Annotated in this window: 14 protein-coding genes; 10 read left to right on the top strand and 4 right to left on the bottom strand. The window is 63.8% G+C overall.

The features are described from left to right. Positions 1-23 precede the first annotated feature (23 nt). Together ACSQ3I_RS01430 and ACSQ3I_RS01425 are read left to right on the top strand one after the other, a co-directional pair. Positions 24-755, top strand: a complete 732-nt coding sequence (locus ACSQ3I_RS01430; RefSeq protein WP_435995563.1) for a class I SAM-dependent methyltransferase — start codon at positions 24-26, stop codon at positions 753-755. Positions 756-830: 75 nt separating this feature from the next. Further along, complete coding sequence (locus ACSQ3I_RS01425) at positions 831-983, top strand: hypothetical protein (protein ID WP_435995562.1); 153 nt, start codon at positions 831-833, stop codon at positions 981-983. Here the strand turns inward: ACSQ3I_RS01425 and dnaA are convergent. The 3 genes from dnaA to mutM form a co-directional block, all read right to left on the bottom strand. After that, positions 973-2,511, bottom strand: a complete 1,539-nt coding sequence (gene dnaA, locus ACSQ3I_RS01420) for a chromosomal replication initiator protein DnaA (protein WP_435995561.1) — start codon at positions 2,509-2,511, stop codon at positions 973-975. The genes ACSQ3I_RS01425 and dnaA overlap by 11 nt on opposite strands. An 836-nt stretch (positions 2,512-3,347) precedes the next feature. Then, the gene (gene rpsT, locus ACSQ3I_RS01415; protein WP_435995560.1) at positions 3,348-3,614 is read right to left on the bottom strand and encodes a 30S ribosomal protein S20; all 267 of its coding nucleotides are present in this window, start codon (positions 3,612-3,614) and stop codon (positions 3,348-3,350) included. Positions 3,615-3,817: 203 nt separating this feature from the next. Further along, positions 3,818-4,708, bottom strand: a complete 891-nt coding sequence (mutM, locus tag ACSQ3I_RS01410) for a bifunctional DNA-formamidopyrimidine glycosylase/DNA-(apurinic or apyrimidinic site) lyase (RefSeq protein WP_435995559.1) — start codon at positions 4,706-4,708, stop codon at positions 3,818-3,820. A gap of 149 nt (positions 4,709-4,857) precedes the next feature. Between mutM and ubiE the strand changes: the two genes are divergently transcribed. The 3 genes from ubiE to ACSQ3I_RS01395 all read left to right on the top strand — a co-directional run bounded on the left by ubiE (position 4,858) and on the right by ACSQ3I_RS01395 (position 8,115). Beyond that, complete coding sequence (ubiE, locus tag ACSQ3I_RS01405) at positions 4,858-5,634, top strand: bifunctional demethylmenaquinone methyltransferase/2-methoxy-6-polyprenyl-1,4-benzoquinol methylase UbiE (RefSeq protein ID WP_435995558.1); 777 nt, start codon at positions 4,858-4,860, stop codon at positions 5,632-5,634. A 48-nt stretch (positions 5,635-5,682) separates the two neighbouring features. Beyond that, positions 5,683-7,254 carry a 2-polyprenylphenol 6-hydroxylase gene (gene ubiB / locus ACSQ3I_RS01400; protein WP_435995557.1) on the top strand — a complete coding sequence of 524 codons (1,572 nt, stop codon included), beginning with the start codon at positions 5,683-5,685 and terminating at the stop codon, positions 7,252-7,254. Between the two features lie 348 nt (positions 7,255-7,602). Next, the gene (locus tag ACSQ3I_RS01395) at positions 7,603-8,115 is read left to right on the top strand and encodes a DUF1993 domain-containing protein (RefSeq protein WP_435995556.1); all 513 of its coding nucleotides are present in this window, start codon (positions 7,603-7,605) and stop codon (positions 8,113-8,115) included. Between the two features lie 24 nt (positions 8,116-8,139). Here ACSQ3I_RS01395 and ACSQ3I_RS01390 read toward each other — a convergent pair whose 3' ends face one another. Then, positions 8,140-9,339 carry a LysR family transcriptional regulator gene (locus ACSQ3I_RS01390; protein ID WP_435996242.1) on the bottom strand — a complete coding sequence of 400 codons (1,200 nt, stop codon included), beginning with the start codon at positions 9,337-9,339 and terminating at the stop codon, positions 8,140-8,142. A 109-nt stretch (positions 9,340-9,448) separates the two neighbouring features. Between ACSQ3I_RS01390 and ACSQ3I_RS01385 the strand changes: the two genes are divergently transcribed. The 5 genes from ACSQ3I_RS01385 (at position 9,449) to ACSQ3I_RS01365 (ending at position 16,660) form a co-directional block, all read left to right on the top strand. After that, a complete protein-coding gene (locus tag ACSQ3I_RS01385; protein ID WP_435995555.1) occupies positions 9,449-11,032 on the top strand; it encodes an aromatic amino acid lyase in 1,584 nt (527 codons plus the stop codon). A gap of 27 nt (positions 11,033-11,059) precedes the next feature. Then, complete coding sequence (locus ACSQ3I_RS01380) at positions 11,060-12,436, top strand: dihydroorotase (RefSeq protein ID WP_435995554.1); 1,377 nt, start codon at positions 11,060-11,062, stop codon at positions 12,434-12,436. A 4-nt stretch (positions 12,437-12,440) separates the two neighbouring features. Further along, on the top strand, positions 12,441-13,730 hold the full coding sequence (locus ACSQ3I_RS01375) for a Zn-dependent hydrolase (protein ID WP_435995553.1): 1,290 nt from the start codon (positions 12,441-12,443) through the stop codon (positions 13,728-13,730). Beyond that, positions 13,711-14,799, top strand: a complete 1,089-nt coding sequence (locus ACSQ3I_RS01370; protein ID WP_435995552.1) for a DUF917 domain-containing protein — start codon at positions 13,711-13,713, stop codon at positions 14,797-14,799. The genes ACSQ3I_RS01375 and ACSQ3I_RS01370 overlap by 20 nt, the downstream gene beginning before the upstream one ends. 199 nt (positions 14,800-14,998) lie before the next feature. Next, positions 14,999-16,660: a urocanate hydratase gene (locus tag ACSQ3I_RS01365; protein WP_435995551.1), complete on the top strand. Its 1,662-nt coding sequence runs from the start codon at positions 14,999-15,001 to the stop codon at positions 16,658-16,660. Positions 16,661-16,701 lie beyond the last annotated feature (41 nt).

Below are 16,701 nucleotides of genomic sequence, written 5' to 3'. Positions count from 1 at the left end.
TCTGAAGGCGAAGGGGCGTTCTCATGGAAACCATCTACACCGATCCGGCGTTGACGGCGCTCTACGACACCCTGAACCCTGCAGGCGAAGACACCGACTTCTATCTCCGCTGCGCCAGATCCGGCGACCACATCCTCGATGTCGGCTGCGGAACAGGCCTGACAGCCCTTCATCTTGCCCGACACGGATATTCGGTGACCGGTGTCGAGCCGGCTGCCGCCATGCTCGCCATAGCCCGGCAGAACGACGTCGGCAGGCAGGTCGGCTGGGTACAGGCGGATGCACGCACGCTCGACCTGGCGGACCGCTTCGATCTCGCCATCATGACGGGCCATGTGTTCCAGGTCTTTTCCGCTGACGAGGCGCGCGCCGTCCTGGAAGGCGTTTTCCGGCACCTGCGAGACGGAGGCCGCCTCGTTTTCGACAGCCGCAACCCGCTGCACCGCGCCTGGGAAACATGGACGCCGCAGCTTTCGGCCAGACGGGTCCATGTCGACGGATTTGGTATCGTGGAGGTTTACCACGCAGTCACGGCCGTGGAAGGCGAATGGGTTTCGTTTGTCAGCGAGCACCGTTTTCTCGACACCGGTGCGCTCAAGAGCAGCCGAAGCCGCCTGCGCTTTCCCGCTGCATCGGAAATCGAAGCGGTCCTGTCGGAAGCGGGTTTTACCGGCATTGAACTCTATGGCAACTGGCTTGGGGGTCAATGGACGCCCGACAGCGCCGAAATCATCGCCTGCGCCCGCAAATCCTGACAGGTCGTCTTCTGGGGCGATACCAGCAAAAGCGCGTAGCGGTTTTTGCGTGCGGAATTGTTTGGAAACAAAGAGATGGAACGTTTGCGCGCTTCGGGAAAAGGCAAAAATCTGCAGCCACCACAAATCCCGTTGCGGCAGACCGAGGGAAAAATCATCAAAAAGGCAAAAAATTGCCGGACAGCCGCGGTCGAACCGTCGCTGTCCGGCAAGAGTTTTACTCGTTGATCAGCCGCTTCAGCAGCTCGATCTCATGGCTCAGCTTGGTATCGCCGGAGATCAGTTCCTCGATCTTGCGCACCGCGTGCAGCACGGTGGTGTGATCGCGACCGCCAAAACGGCGACCTATTTCCGGGAAGGACCGCGGCGTCAGCGTCTTCGACAGATACATGGCGATCTGGCGCGGCTTGACGATCACGCGCGTCCGGCGGTTCGAGACCAGTTCCTGGCGCGAAACATTGTAGTGTCGGGCCACGATGCGCTGGATATCCTCGATGCGCACCCGCTTCGGCTCGGAGCCGACGAGATGGGCGAGCAGTTCGTCGACCCGGTCGATCGACAGGTTGGGTTCGAAGGAGCGGCGGAAGATCAGCTGGTTGAAGGCGCCTTCCAGTTCGCGGCCGCTGGCAGTGATGTTGCGAGCGACGTGCGAAATGATGTCGCCGGGAATGTCGATCGACGGATCGTCCTTGCGGGCGGACTGCAGGCGCTGCGTCAGCATTTCCAGCCGCATGTCATAATCGGGAACGTCGAGTTCGATCGCCACGCCGCCCTGCAGGCGCGAACGGACGCGCGGATCGAGCGATTCCAGCTCCCAGGGCGCACGGTCAGCGGCCACGACGACCTGCTTGGCGCTGTCGAGCAGCATGTTGAGCAGATGGCAGAACTCGTGCTGGATCATCTTGCCCTGCAGGAACTGCATGTCGTCGATGATCAGGAGATCGATGTTGCGCAACGAGTCCTTCAGCGTCAGCGCGTCATTGTCGCGGATGGCGGTGGCGAAGCGCCACATGAAATATTCCGCCGTCAGATAGACGACACGCGGCAGCCGGGGGCTGTTGACCGCGGCATTGGCGATAGCCTGCAGCAGATGTGTCTTGCCGAGGCCGACCGTCGAATGAATGAACAGCGGATTGAAGCGCACCGCGCCTGCACCGGCTTCGGCGATGGTCTTGGCGGCGGCGAGCGCCACACGGTTCGAGGAGCCTTCCACGAAGGACTCGAAGGTGTAGCGGGAGTCGAGCGGCGAGCCGAACAGCGGGCTCGGGGCCGATGCCGGGCGCTGCGGCACGGCGCCAGCGCTGGCGGCAACCTGGCCGATGCTCTGCGGCACGCTGCGGCGCGGCTGCGCCTGCACCGGCTCGGCGACGGACTGGCTTTCCTCTGCGGCGGGACGGACGCTACGGGTCGCCGTGCGCACCAGGATTTCCACCTTGAGGATTTCCGGGTCTTCCGCCTGGAAGATGCCGGTGATGAGATCGATGTAGCGGTTGTTGATCCAGGATTTGAGGAACGTCGTCGGCACCGTCAGCCGCACGACACTCTTGGAAACGGAATGCAGCTTGAGCCGCGCAAACCAGCTTGCATAGACGTCCTGACCGACCTGAGCCTTCAATCGGGCACTGAATCGATCGAACAGTGCGTTATAGGTCATACCGGTTTTATCCTCCGCCACCTCGGAGCATACCGTATCGAACGGCTTCGGTGCCTTGTCCCCGTCTCCAAGGACACCGGTCGTCATCATATTCACTTGCATTGTCGCCGCCTTCCAAATTCTCGTTGTCGGGCGAAACTGTCCCGCTCGCCCGAGCCTTATTCTTTTCCCCGGTCCGCGCCCCGCTGGCCCGCGCCGGTCATATCACGTTAAGTTGGGTCACCGGGCCAATCCGGCAACACCGACCTAAGGAACCGGCCTTGCCGTTCCTCCTGCGAGTTCGCCCGCTTCCATTCGATCCTCGCCCTCGTCGTTGAGGCTCGAATGTCTTTCATGCCCTCCCTAATCACTCAAAACGTCAGAGGACGCAAAGCCGCAAAACGACCCGCTCGGTATCGTCACCGATACCGTTAAATTCCTGTCAACTATTTGAAGAGACGGCGTAGAACACACCGCTTCCCAGGAGACAAAACCATCCTTCCGCCTGTTCAGCGTCTAACGAGCCAACATTGTGAAGGTGGTGTCCGCGCCCCCTGTTGAGAGGCATTTAGGCAGGATCATATGCCGAGATCAATGATGAATTTTACGCAAAATTAATGGGCGGCCATTGACTCGCGAGCCGCGATTTGGGTGTCACAAAGGCCTTCATCAAGAATCGCTTTTGAATCAAGGAGATTCAAAAAAGGCCCATTTAAAGCTGCGGGAAAAACAAAAAAAATAAAAAATCGCTTGACTCAAAGCCGGGCCCAACTGCCGCAAGGGGAGTTGTATAACCACAGCACAACCTCCAGCAAGCCGTTGAAAATAAAAGACTTTTTATGTCACGCCAGTGACATGCGGCTGTCTTGGAAAATTAACCACGCCGTGGCGAGAGGCCAGAATCCGAAAAGCCCGGTCGCGAGACCGGGCTTATCATTTCACGTCATATTTGACGAAAATTAGACCGACAGAGCCTTAACGCGGCTCGCCAGACGGGACACCTTGCGGGAAGCAGTGTTCCGATGCAGCACACCCTTGGTGGCAGCGCGGGCCAGTTCCGGCTGGGCGGCCTTGAGGGCTTCCTGGGCCAGGGCCAGATCGCCGGAAGCGATGGCTTCCTCAACCTTGCGGACGAAGCTGCGGACGCGCGAGCGGCGGTTCTTGTTGATTGCAGTGCGGCGAGCGATCTTGCGGGTCGCCTTCTTCGCCGAAGTAGTATTGGCCATGGATGCCTCTCTTCGAATTCAAACCAAACTCCGCCATCGCCGCGCCGGTCGTTGCGACCTTTCGTATCAGCCATGCGGGGAGCATTTGTGGAAGGCCGTCCAAGGCTTTCCGAACTGTGGGCGGGCATATAGCTCGAAAGCCGGGCGACGTCAACGCGCAATTTTCAAGAAAGCCCCGGGAACGGCGCATTCTTGCAGCCGGCCTAGTGCTGGCACCGGTCGCAATAGAAGGAAGACCGGCCCGCCTGGACGATGCGCTCCACCGTGCCGGCGCAACCGGGCGTGCTGCAGGCGGTGCCCGCGCGATCGTAGACGGAGAAGGAATGCTGGAAATATCCGAGCGATCCATCCGTCTGGATATGGTCGCGCAACGACGATCCGCCGGCGGCGATCGCATCGGCGATGACATCGCGGATGGCGGTCGTCAAAGCCAGAAGCTCGGGTTTCGGTCCGCCATCTGCCGCCACCAGCGTGCCGGCGGCGCGCTGCGGTTTCAGGTGCGAGCGCCAGAGCGCCTCGCAGACATAGATGTTGCCGAGGCCGGCGATGTTCTTCTGGTCGAGCAGCGCGCCCTTCAGCGGCTGGGTCTTGCCCTCGAAACGGCGGGAGAGATAGTCGGCATCGAGACTGTTGCCCGTCGGTTCCGGCCCGAGATCGCGGAAGGCGGCATAGGTGTCGAGATCCGTCCGCGCCATCAGCTCCATGAAGCCGAAACGGCGCGGGTCGTTATAGATGACGCGCGAGGCGCGCCCCTCCGTCTCCAGATGGAAGATGACGTGATCGTGTTTTTCGTCTTTCGAGCGCGGATGATGGAAATCGCCGGGTATATCGGCGGCAGCCCCCTCCTCGATGCGGAAGGAGCCGGACATGCCGAGATGGGCAATGATCGTCAGGCCGTTGGCGAGATCGATCAGCAGGTATTTTGCCCTCCGGCCGAGCGAGACGATCGTCTGGCCGTACACCTTGGCAGAAAAATCCACCGGAAAGGGAAACCGCAGGTCACCGCGCCGGAGTTCCAGCCGGATGATGCGTGCCCCCTCCATGACCGGCGCCAGGCCGCGGCGGACTGTCTCTACCTCTGGCAATTCCGGCATAGCGTTCCCAACTTCCTGTTCCAACCCGTGGCAATGTGGTCTATAGACCTGCGCGATCTGCCGCAGGCTCTTTCGAGCGCAGAGATAGTGCGGCGGCGGCGTTTTTGCTATCGTTTTTCGACGATGGCCCTGCAAGATGGAGTGACCCGATGACTGAAAGCCGCACCTCTGCCGACGGCGGCATGTCCACCTCCTACGGTTTTCGCGATGTTTCCGAAGGCGAGAAGCAGGGTCTGGTCAACGAGGTCTTCCACAAGGTTGCCAAACGCTACGACATCATGAACGACGTCATGTCGGCCGGCCTGCACCGGGTCTGGAAGGACGGCATGGTCGCGGCACTCAACCCGCGCAAGGATGCTTCCTACAAGGTGCTCGACGTTGCCGGCGGCACCGGCGATATCGCCTTCCGCATCGTCGAAGCCTCCAACCGGCTGGCGCAGGCCACCGTGCTCGACATCAACGGTTCCATGCTCGGTGTCGGCGCCGAACGCGCCGCCAAGAAGAAGCTTTCCAACAACCTGACCTTCGTCGAGGCTAATGCCGAGGACCTGCCGTTCGAAGCCAACACCTTCGACGCCTATACGATCGCCTTCGGTATCCGCAACGTGCCGCATATCGACGTGGCGCTGAAGGAAGCCTACCGCGTGCTGAAGCGCGGCGGACGACTGCTGGTGCTGGAGTTTTCGGAAGTCGACATGCCGCTGCTCGACAAGGTCTATGACCAATGGTCGTTCAAGGCGATCCCGCAATTCGGCAAGATGATCACCGGCGAGGCCGAACCCTATCAATATCTGGTGGAATCGATCCGCAAATTCCCGAACCAGCAGGATTTTGCCGCGATGATCCGAGAGGCCGGTTTTTCGCGCGTTTCCTTCACCAATTATACCGGCGGCATTGCCGCGCTGCACTCCGGCTGGAAGCTCTGACGGCATGGCCAGAACACGTTTGATGCCGATAACGGGCGGTCCGGCGCGATGAGCACGTTCGGAGCCTATTTCCGCCTCGCCCGCGTCGGCTGGGTTCTGGTGCGCGAGGGCGTGGTTTCGGCCTTACCCTCCGAAGGCATGCCGCCGATGGCCGTGCTGGTCAAATCGGTCGCCGGGCTGCTCGCCCGCAAGCGCCCCTCCGAGGAGCGCAGCGACCGGCTGGCGCGTGCCGTCGAGCGGCTCGGGCCATCCTACGTCAAGATGGGGCAGTTCCTCGCGACGCGGCCCGATGTCGTCGGCGCCGACTTCGCCGACGATCTGGCCGGCCTGCAGGACCGCATGGCCTTCTTCCCGGTCGCAGCTGCAAAAGCATCCGTCGAAGGCTCGCTCGGCCGGCCGGTCGAGGAGCTTTACAGCCATTTCGGCGATCCGATCGCCGCAGCCTCCATCGCCCAGGTGCATCCGGGCGAAGTGGAGACGCCGGACGGCAGACGCAAGGTGGCGATCAAGGTGATCCGCCCCGGCGTGCGCCAGCGTTTCGGCCACGATATCGAGGTCATGTATCTGGTGGCGCGGGTGCAGGAGACGTTCATTCCATCGTCCCGACGTCTGCGGCCGCTGGAGGTTACCCGCACGCTGGAGCAGACCACCAAGGTGGAGATGGACCTGCGGCTGGAGGCGGCCGCCCTTTCCGAAATCGCGGAAAACACCGCCAAAGACCCCGGCTTCCGTGTGCCAAAAGTCGATTGGGAGCGCACCGGCCGCGATGTCGTTACCATGGAGTGGATCGACGGCATCAAGATGTCGAATGTCGAGGCGCTGAAGGCCGCCGGACACGATCTGAACCTCATCGCCGACCGGCTGATCCAGTCCTTCCTGCGCCATACGCTGCGCGACGGTTTTTTCCATGCCGACATGCATCCCGGCAATCTGTTCGTCGATGCGGCCGGTGATATCGTCGCCGTCGACATGGGCATCGTCGGGCGGCTCGGCAAGAAGGAGCGCCGTTTCCTGGCCGAAATCCTCTACGGCTTCATCACCCGCGATTACCTGCGGGTTGCCGAAGTGCATTTCGAAGCCGGCTATGTACCGGGGCATCACGACGTCGCGAGCTTTGCCCAGGCGATCCGCGCCATCGGTGAGCCGATCCACGGCCAGCCGGCGGAAACTATCTCCATGGGCAAGCTGCTCACCCTGCTCTTCGAAGTCACCGAACTCTTCGACATGGAGACGCGGCCGGAACTGGTGATGCTGCAGAAGACCATGGTGGTGGTCGAAGGTGTCGCGCGCATCCTCAATCCGCGCTTCAACATGTGGAAGGCGTCGGAACCCGTCGTCGGCGACTGGATCCGCACCAATCTCGGCCCCCAGCGCGTTCTGACCGACATGCGCGACGGGTTGAAGGCGGCGCTCAAGCTGGCGGAAGCAGCCCCCGAAATCGTCGCCAAGACCGAGAAATTTTCGCGCGAGATCACCGCGATGAGCGAAAATGGCCTGCGCTTCGACCCGGCGACGGCCGAGGCCATCGGCAAGTCGGAAGCCCGGCATGGCCGCTCCGGGCGCGTGGCGCTGTGGCTGATCGCGCTCACCTTGCTCTACGTCGCCTGGCAGGTGACGTAAGGCCCCGGCGACATCTCCTCTTCCCCTTCTCCCCAGCGGAGAGAAGGTGGCCCGAAGGGTCGGATGAGGGGGGAAACACAGCAGGACTTTCCCTCGTGGCGCCCCCTCATCCCGCTGCCGCGACCTTCTCCCCGCGGGGGAGAAGGGGCAAGCGGCACCCTCTCATGCCATCTCCGATCACCCTGCTCCCCATCGGGTGACCCCCACCAAAGAAAATCCCCCTGGGATGACGGATTACGACGTGCTGGCCATCGCGGAACGGTGCGGCGCTTCCTATATGCACGCCGTCGGTCACCAGGCAGCAGGCTTGGCCACCGGCACGTCAACAGCGGCCCAAAAGGAAGCCTCATGTCCATTTCCGTCTACGATCTCACCGTGCCGCTGTTCCAGCGCGGCCTCGACGTTCTCTCGCACTATCTCGACAAGATCGAAGCCTACGCTGAGGAAAACGGCGTGGACGCCAACGAATTGTTGAGTGCGCGGCTGGCGCCGGACATGAACCCCTTTACCTCGCAGATCCAGCGTGTCACCGATACGTCCAAGAACGCCATCGGCCGCCTCTCCGGCCAGGAAGCGCCGCGCTTCGAGGACAACGAAACCACTATTGCCGAACTTCGAGCGCGGCTGGCCAAGGCGCAGGCCTACTTCGCCACCGTGACGCCGGAGAGCCTGGATGGCAGCGACAGCCGCGAGATCACCGTGCCGCTCGGCCGATCCGCGACCAAGGTGATGTCCGGCAAGGACTATCTGACGAAATTCGTTTTCCCGAATTTTTATTTCCACATCACCACAGCCCACGGTATTTTGCGCGCCCGCGGCCTGCCCGTCGGCAAGATGGATTATCTCGGCCCGATCGCCTGATCCCGTCTGCCCGGCCCTTGGCGCTCAGGCCCGGATGAGGGACAGGAGTTCCATCACCTGCCGCTGAAGGCCCTGCCCTGTGCGAACCTTCGGCCAGGCGATCCACAGCGGCAGGCTGTGGGAAGGATGCAGGCTGACCTGCTTGAGTTCTCCGCTCATCGCCGCCAGGGAAACGCTCGGCAGGATGGACAGGAAGCCGTGCCGGCCGACGAGTTTCAGGATCACCGGGATGGAGTCGACCTCGACGATTTCCAGCCGGCGGCCGCTGCCGCGACCGAGAAGTTCCTCCAGCACCGGATCGATCTTCTGCCTGAGCCCGCTGCGCAGGCTGGGGATCGCCACGGGGTGGCGAAACAACAAGGACGTCAGCGACACCGGATCATCGAGCCGGACGCCGTCCATCTCCTCTGCCCTGCCGACGAGCGCCAGCGGCGAGGCTGAGAGCAGGCGGCCATCGAGATCGTCCGGCAGGGTTTCGACATCAAGCAGGACGATGTCGAACAGGCCGCGCCGCAGGCTGTTCAGCAGTTCCTCGGCGATCATCGAAGAAATGAACACCGGCTGGCGCGGGTGGGCGCGGCGCCAGCCGGCGGCAAGATCGGCGAGGAAATCGGCAATCTGGCTGTCCGGCCCGAGCGGGATGACCGAGCCGATGCGCACCACCGTCTCGGTGCGCCGGAAGCGTTCGTCTGCCGCATTGGTCAGGTCGTGCCAGAGCCGTTCAATGCGCCGGATGAGTTCGACGGCACGCTCGCCCGCCTTGGTCGGCACCGCCCCGCTACGGCCGCGCTCCAGCACCGCATACCCCAGCACCGCCTCGACATGGGCGATCTGCCGCGTCAGCTGTGGTTGGCCAAGCCCGAGTTCGCGCGCCGCGGCGCGAATGCTGCCGATGCGTGCCACATGCAGCAGGCGGATCAGCGCGTCGAAACTCAGCATCTTGCCGGCAAGGGCTGCGATGCCGGGCACCGGGCGACCATCGGCGAGAAACAGATCTCCCGCCAGGCTGCTCAGCTCCTGCAGCCGCGGCAGCAGGCGGCCGCCCTCCAGCGTCAGCATCAGCGACGAACCGGTTTTCTGCACCAATGGCATGGCCAGCTCGGCCTCCGCCCGCCGGATGGCCGCCGCCACCGAAGCCGGCGGACGCGACAGGGCGCGTGCCGCGGCACGCACGCTCTTCAGCTCCAGTACGATCGTTGTTGCAAGCAGCGTCGCCGTGTCCATGATCAAGCTTTCGCCTTGGTTTTGTTGCCACATCGTCCGTTCATGATTTGGGATATCCCACAGTCGGGGATGTTTGAATAGTGTTTGCGAAGCAGGAGACGACCGACGCATGACAGGCCCCCATTCCATCATCGAACTCACCGGCCAGCCGCTGGGCTTTGCAGAGCTTATGGAGATCGGTGCCGGACGCGTCTTGCCCGTCGCTTCGCCCGCCGGCATGGCCCGCGTCGAGATGGCGAGAGGCGTTCTGGAAGCCGCCATTGCCAATGGCGTCCCGGTTTACGGCGCCACGACCGGCGTCGGAGCGATGAAGGACGTCGAATGGTCGCCCGACGAACTCGACACCTTCAATCTCGGCCTGGTGCGAGCCCATCATTTCGGCACCGGCGCACCTTTTCCCTGTTCGGTGGTGCGCAATGCCATGGCGATCCGTGTCAACACGGCGCTCACCGGTTATGTCGGTTGCTCGACGGATCTGGTGGAGGCCTATCTCAGCCTGCTCGCCGCCGATGTCATCCCGGTGGTACGTCGCACCGGCTCGATCGGTTGCGCCGATATCGGCCTGATGGGTCAGATCGGCGCGGTGTTGACCGGTGTCGGCGAAGCACGCTTCCGCGGGGAGCGGATGTCGGCCGAAGCTGCGTTCAGGGCCGCCGGCCTCGCGCCGCTGCGCATGGCCCCGCGTGACAGCCTCGCCTCGCTCAGTGTCAATGCCGTCAGTTTTGCCGCTGCCGCGGAAGCGACCCGCGACGCGGCCACCGCCATCCGTATGATGCTGGCGACGGCGCTGATGTCGGCCGGTGCGCTCGGTGCCTCGCGCCATCCGTGGCAGGCGGTCGTGCATGTCGGCACGGCCCGGGAGGCCCTGATCGGCTCCTGGCTTTGCCGCGCCTCGGAAGACTGGGACTGGCCGGTTGCCACCCATATCCAGGACCCGCTCAGCCTGCGCATGATCGCCCAGGTCTTCGGTGCCGTGTTCGAAAGCCTGCTGACGGCCGGCCACAAGATCCTCGCCGCCACCGGCCGCTCCGACGACAACCCCGTCGTCGTTGAGGGCAAGGTGCTGACGTCAGGCGGCTCCCTGCCGCTCGACGTGACCATCCTGCTCGAAGCCGCCGCCATCTGCATGGCACATGCGGCGCGTAACTCTTTCAACCGCTGCGTCCTGCTCGGCAACGGCCAGCGGCGCAACCTGCCGGTCAACCTGGTGCCGGAAGGGCGCATCGCCACCGGTTTCGGCCCGGTGATCAAGCTTGCCGGCGAGATTTTTTCGCGGGTACTGTCGATGTCCAACCCGGTGTCGGCGCAATCGCTGGTGGTCGCTTCCGGCATGGAGGACGAGGCCGCCTTCCTGCCGCTGGTGATCGAACGCTTCGGCCGGCAGGTGGAGGCAGTCAAGCGCCTCTCCGCCCTGGAGGCCCTGCTCTCGGCCCAGGCAATGGACATTCTCGGCGACAAGCCCGGCGGCGTGCCGAAGATGCTCTACGACATCGTGCGCAAACATGCCGATTTCTACGTCGTCGACCGGCCGCTCTCTTCCGAGGTGGAAGCCATCGAGGAAGAACTGTCGTCGGAACGGGTTGTCGGAGATCTCGCCGCCCAGGTGCCGATCGCCTCGATCGATGATTTTTTCGCGCTTTGCCCGCATCCGCGCGATGCCAGCCCGCGGCGGCTGGATGCGCTCTCTGCCTAAACCTTCGAACCCGAAAAGAGGAAAGACATGGCTGATTTCGATCTGGTTCTGAAGGGGACGGTGGTGCTGTCCGACCGGGTGGTGGATGCCGGTTACGTCGCTGTGCGCGACGGCAAGATTGCCGAGGTCGGCCAGGGTATCGCGCCATCGGCGAAGGAACGGCACGACCTCGGCGCCGCCTTGATCCTGCCGGGTGCCATCGACGCCCAGGTGCATTCGCTGTCGCAGAAGAACCAGGAGGATTTCATCTGGTCGACGCGCTCGGCGGCAGCCGGCGGCGTGACGACCATCGTCGACATGCCGTATGACGAGGGCAACCTGGTCTGCTCTGCAGAGGCGGTGAAGACAAAAGTCGATCATGCCGGCCCGCAGGCCCGCGTCGATTTTGCGCTCTATGGCACGATCGATCCGGAGGAAGGTCCGGCGCGCATCGCCGAAATGGTGGCGGCCGGTGTTTCCGCCTTCAAGTTTTCCACCTTCGGCACCGACCCGAAAAGGTTTCCCCGTATCCCTCCGGCACTGCTCGACGCCTGTTTTGCGGCAATAGCCCCGACCGGCCTGACCGCCGGCGTGCATAACGAGGACGACGAGGCGGTGCATGCCTACATGGCCAAGGTGAAGGCATCGGGCATCACCGACTGGCGCGCCCACGGCCTGTCGCGGCCGCCGATCACCGAACTTCTGGCCATGCACACCATCTTCGAGACCGGTGCTTCGACCGGCTGCCCCTCGCATGTGGTGCATTGCTCGCTCGGCCGCGGCTATGACATCGCCCATGCCTATCGCCGCGACGGTTTCGAAGCGACGGTCGAATGCTGCATCCATTACCTGACGCTGGACGAAGAAAACGACGTCAGGCGCCTGGGCGGCAAAGCCAAGATCAACCCGCCGATCCGACCGCGCGCCGAGGTCGAAACGTTGTGGCGCAAGGTCAGCGAAGGCAAGGTCTGGCTGGTTTCGACCGATCATGTCAGCTGGTCCGAGGAACGCAAGACCAACCCCGACATGCTGGCCAATTCCTCCGGCGTGCCGGGCCTTGAGGTCATGGTACCGCTGTTCGTCAAGGGTGCGCTGGAGCGCGGCATTCCGCTGTTCTGGGCCGCACGCCTGATGGCGGAGAATCCGGCTAAGCATTTTCGCCTCGACCATGTGAAGGGTGCGCTTACCCCCGGAAAAGACGCCGACATCGTCGTATTGACCCCGGAAGAAACGGTCTATGACGCCGCCGCCAGCGGTCACAACATCGTCGGCTGGAGCCCCTATAACGGCATCCGCCTGCCCTACCGCGTTTCAGGAACCTATCTGCGCGGCAAGCTCGCTTTCGACGGCAGCAAGGTGCTGGCCGAGCCGGGCACCGGTGCCTTCGTCCGCCCGCCGCTCAATCGTGTGCTGGCCGGAGCCTGAGCCGATGAGCCGCAACCTGCCTGTCGATGCCGACCGCATCGCCGAAGATATCGATGCGCTTGCCGCAATCACCGAGGAAGGCCAGCCTTATACCCGCCGCGCCTTCTCGCCGCTGTTTCTCAAGGGCCGCGCCTACATAGAAGCGCGCATGAAGGCGGCCGGCCTCGAAACCCGCATCGATGCCGGCGGTAACCTGATCGGCCTGCGCCGCGGCCAGAACCCGGCGCTCGGCACCATCATGCTCGGCTCACATTCCGACACGGTGCCGAACGGCGGCCGTTTCGACGGCGTGGCCGGAGTGATCGCCGCGCTGGAGGTTGCCCGCGCCCTGGAGGATCAGGGCATGGCGCTCAACCACAATCTGGAGATCGTCGATTTCCTGGCGGAAGAAGTCTCGATCTTCGGCGTCTCCTGCGTCGGCAGTCGCGGCATGACCGGGCAGCTTCCCGATGCATGGCTCGGCCGCACGACCGAAGGCCGAACCCTGCATCAGGCGATCATCGACATGGGCGGCAATGCCGGCGTGCTGGCGCGGCAATCGCGCCCCGATATCGCCGGTTTCCTGGAGCTGCATATCGAGCAGGGGCCGATCCTGGAGATGGAAGGCCGCGATATCGGCGTGGTCACCGCGATTGCCGGCATCACCCGCATCGAGGTGACCGTCGAAGGCCGCGCCGACCATGCCGGCACGACGCCAATGACCGGCCGGGCCGATGCGCTCGTCGCCGCCTCGCAACTCGTGCTCGACATCCGCCAGGCGGCCACCAGCCTCGGCACCGGCCGGACCACCCATTTCACCGCCACCGTCGGCGAATTCCGCATCGAGCCGAATGCCGCCAACGTCGTGCCGTCGAAGGCGGTGCTGCTGATCGATGCCCGCGCCGAACTGCGCGACGACATGCTGACCTTCATGCGCTGGCTGGGAGAAACCGCAAAGCGGATTTCCGACGACTACGGCGTGTCCGTGCTGCCGCCGGTGACGATTTCCGACAACCAGCCGACACCCGGCCATCCGGACCTGCTCGCCATCCTCGACCGCGCCGCCGATTCGGTCGGCGCCAGCCATCGCCGCATGGCCTCGGGCGCCGGCCACGATACCGCCTGGATCGCCAAGGTGGCGCCGGCGGCGATGATTTTCGTGCCGTGCAAGGACGGCCGCAGCCACTCCGCCGATGAATGGGCGGAAAATGACGATATCGCCCTTGGCGCCGCGGTGCTTCTGCGCGCCACGCTGGCCATGGATGAACTTCTGCCCACACTTCAGGAGAACCGGAATGGGACGCATACTCGTTGAGAAGGATGTCGAGGCGGCCGTCAAGGGCGGCTCCGTCTATGCTGCCGGCGGCGGCGGCTGGGCCGACCATGGCCGCATGCTGGGTTATGCCGCGGTTGCCATCGGCAAGCCGGAACTGGTGTCGATCGACGAACTGGGTGACGACGAGTGGATCGCCACCGCCGCCGCCATCGGCGCCCCGGCCTCGACCACGCCGTGGGAAATGCGCGGAGTCGACTACGTCAAGGCAGTGCAGCTTCTGCAGGAAGCGCTCGGCGAAAAGCTCTCTGGCCTGATCATCGGCCAGAACGGTCGTTCCTCGACGCTGAACGGCTGGTTGCCCTCCGCCATCCTCGGCACCAAGGTGGTCGATGCCGTCGGCGACATCCGTGCCCATCCGACCGGCGACATGGGGTCGATCGGCATGGCTGGCTCACCCGAGCAGATGATCCAGACCGCCGTCGGCGGCAATCGCGACGAGAACCGCTACATAGAACTGGTGGTGCGCGGCGCCACCGCCAAGGTCTCGCCGATCCTGCGTGCCGCCTCCGACCAGTCCGGCGGCTTCATCGCCTCCTGCCGCAATCCGTTACGCGCCTCCTATGTGCGCACGCATGCGGCACTCGGCGGCATTTCCCTGGCGCTGACGCTGGGAGAAGCGATCATCGCTGCGGAAAAGAAGGGCGGTGCAGCCGTCATCGACGCCATCTGCAAGACGACGGGCGGCACGATCCTTGCCGAAGGCACCATTACCAGGAAGGACGTCGTCTACACCAAGGAAGCCTTCGACATCGGCACCATCACCGTCGGCAGCGGCGACAAGGCGGTGACCATGCATGTGATGAACGAATATATGGCGGTGGAGGATGCCGGCGGTGCCCGCCTTGCCACCTTCCCTTCCGTCATCACCACGCTTTCGCCCGAGGGGGAACCCTTGAGCGTCGGGCAGCTGAAGGAAGGCATGAACGTGCACATCCTGCATGTGCCGAAGGAGATCATCCCGCTATCGGCCAGCGTGCTCGATCCGACCGTCTATCCCTCGGTGGAAAAGGCGATGGGGATCGATATCGCGAAGTATGTGTTTGCTTGACGCCGGCTCAGTATCACGCGCGGCCGTGCCCCTCACCGTCACCCTCTTCCCGTAAAACGGGGAGAGGGGACTTGCCTCACGCAGCGTTGAATGTGGCGGAAACGGTGCGGCATAACCCCTTCTCCCCGTCAAAACGGGGAGAAGGCGCCGGCAGGCGGATGAGGGGCCGCGCCACCATAAAACAACAAGGACACCACCCATGCCTAAGCCCAACCCGCGTCATCCGAACTTCCCGATCCCCGGCGGCCCGGCTTTGCGCGCCAAGGGCTGGCGGCAGGAGGCGCTGCTGCGCCTCTTGGAAAACGTGCTCTCCGTCGGCGAGGACCCGGATAACCTCGTCGTCTACGCCGCGCTCGGCAAGGCGGCGCGCAACTGGGCGGCGCATCGCGGCATCGTCAAGACGCTGATCGAGATGGACGAAGACCAGACGCTGATCATCCAGTCCGGCAAGCCGATCGGCCTGGTCAAGACCCATGCCAAGGCGCCGCTGGTGATCATGGCCAACTGCAACATCGTCGGCCAATGGGCGAAAGCCGAGTATTTTTACGAGCTGCAGCGCAAGGGCCTGATCTGCTGGGGCGGGCTGACGGCCGGCGCCTGGCAATATATCGGCAGCCAGGGCGTCATCCAGGGCACCTACGAAATCTTCATGCGCATTGCCGAAAAACGCTTCGGCGGCGAACTGGCCGGCCGCTTCATTCTTACTGCCGGCCTTGGCGGCATGGGCGGGGCGCAGCCGCTCGCCGGCCGCATGGCGGGTGCGGCGATCCTCTGCGTCGACATCGACCCGGCCCGTGCCGAGGCTCGCAAGAAGATCGGCTATCTCGAAGAGATCGCACCCGACCTCGATGCGGCGCTGGCGATGATCGATGCCGCCGTGAAGGATAAGCGGCCGCTGTCGGTCGGCCTGGTCGGCAATGCCGCCGACATCTATCCAGAAATCGCCCGTCGCGGCATCGTGCCCGATATCGTCACCGACCAGACCTCGGCGCACGATCTTGTCTATGGCTACGTGCCGAAAGGCATGGGGCTGCAGGAAGTGCGTTCGCTGCGCGAGGACGGCCAGGGGCAGCTGATGGCGGCAAGCCGCGCGTCGATCGTCGACCACGTGCGCGCCATGCTGGATTTCCAGGCGAAAGGTTCGGAAGTCTTCGACAACGGCAACCTGATCCGCACCCAGGCGCGTGAAGGCGGGGTCACCAATTCCTTCAACATTCCGATCTTCACCGAAGCCTATCTGCGCCCGCTGTTCTGCCGCGCCATCGGCCCCTTCCGCTGGATGGCGCTGTCGGGCGAAGAAAGCGACATCGCCCGCATCGACGACCTGCTGCTGGAAATGTTCCCGGACAACAAGATCGTCACCAACTGGGTGCGACTGGCTCGCCAGTATATCCCCTTCGAAGGCCTGCCGGCCCGCATTGCCTGGCTCGGCCATGGCGAACGCACGGCGCTGGCCCGCGCCGTCAACGCCCTCATCGCCAAGGGCGAATTGAAAGGCCCGATCGCCTTTTCCCGCGACCATCTCGATGCCGGCGCCATGGCGCATCCCAACATCATGACCGAACGGATGAAGGACGGCTCCGATGCCATCGCCGATTGGCCGCTGCTCGACGCGATGATGCTGTGCTCCTCGATGGCGGATCTCGTCGTGGTCCATTCCGGCGGCGGCGGATATGCCGGCTACATGACCAGTTGCGGCGTCACCATCGTCGCTGACGGCACAGTCGAAGCCGACGAACGACTGGACCATGCGCTGACCAACGACACGGCGCTCGGCGTCATGCGGTACGCCGATGCCGGTTACGAAGAAGCGCTGGACGAGGTGGACAAGAAGGACGTGCCCTACATCCGCCTGGGATGATGGGTTCGCAACGCTGACGGCGCCTGACGGCGCCCGCCCTC

The organism is Rhizobium sp. LjRoot30 (assembly GCF_964253915.1).
In the GTDB taxonomy this organism is placed as follows: domain Bacteria; phylum Pseudomonadota; class Alphaproteobacteria; order Rhizobiales; family Rhizobiaceae; genus Metarhizobium.
The sequence above is the reverse complement of the archived record's forward strand: the minus strand, read 5'-3'. Positions and strand labels throughout refer to the sequence as shown.

Bases quoted from the DNA above. Each gene is read 5' to 3' on its own strand.
- ACSQ3I_RS01370 (WP_435995552.1), top strand. From the start codon at position 13,711: ATGGGACGCATACTCGTTGAGAAGGATGTCGAGGCGGCCGTCAAGGGC.
- ACSQ3I_RS01380 (WP_435995554.1), top strand. From the start codon at position 11,060: ATGGCTGATTTCGATCTGGTTCTGAAGGGGACGGTGGTGCTGTCCGAC.
- ubiB (WP_435995557.1), top strand. From the start codon at position 5,683: ATGAGCACGTTCGGAGCCTATTTCCGCCTCGCCCGCGTCGGCTGGGTT.
- ACSQ3I_RS01375 (WP_435995553.1), top strand. From the start codon at position 12,441: ATGAGCCGCAACCTGCCTGTCGATGCCGACCGCATCGCCGAAGATATC.
- ACSQ3I_RS01395 (WP_435995556.1), top strand. From the start codon at position 7,603: ATGTCCATTTCCGTCTACGATCTCACCGTGCCGCTGTTCCAGCGCGGC.
- rpsT (WP_435995560.1), bottom strand. From the start codon at position 3,614: ATGGCCAATACTACTTCGGCGAAGAAGGCGACCCGCAAGATCGCTCGC.
- mutM (WP_435995559.1), bottom strand. From the start codon at position 4,708: ATGCCGGAATTGCCAGAGGTAGAGACAGTCCGCCGCGGCCTGGCGCCG.
- ACSQ3I_RS01430 (WP_435995563.1), top strand. From the start codon at position 24: ATGGAAACCATCTACACCGATCCGGCGTTGACGGCGCTCTACGACACC.
- ACSQ3I_RS01425 (WP_435995562.1), top strand. From the start codon at position 831: ATGGAACGTTTGCGCGCTTCGGGAAAAGGCAAAAATCTGCAGCCACCA.
- ACSQ3I_RS01365 (WP_435995551.1), top strand. From the start codon at position 14,999: ATGCCTAAGCCCAACCCGCGTCATCCGAACTTCCCGATCCCCGGCGGC.
- ACSQ3I_RS01390 (WP_435996242.1), bottom strand. From the start codon at position 9,339: ATGGACACGGCGACGCTGCTTGCAACAACGATCGTACTGGAGCTGAAG.
- ACSQ3I_RS01385 (WP_435995555.1), top strand. From the start codon at position 9,449: ATGACAGGCCCCCATTCCATCATCGAACTCACCGGCCAGCCGCTGGGC.
- ubiE (WP_435995558.1), top strand. From the start codon at position 4,858: ATGACTGAAAGCCGCACCTCTGCCGACGGCGGCATGTCCACCTCCTAC.
- dnaA (WP_435995561.1), bottom strand. From the start codon at position 2,511: ATGCAAGTGAATATGATGACGACCGGTGTCCTTGGAGACGGGGACAAG.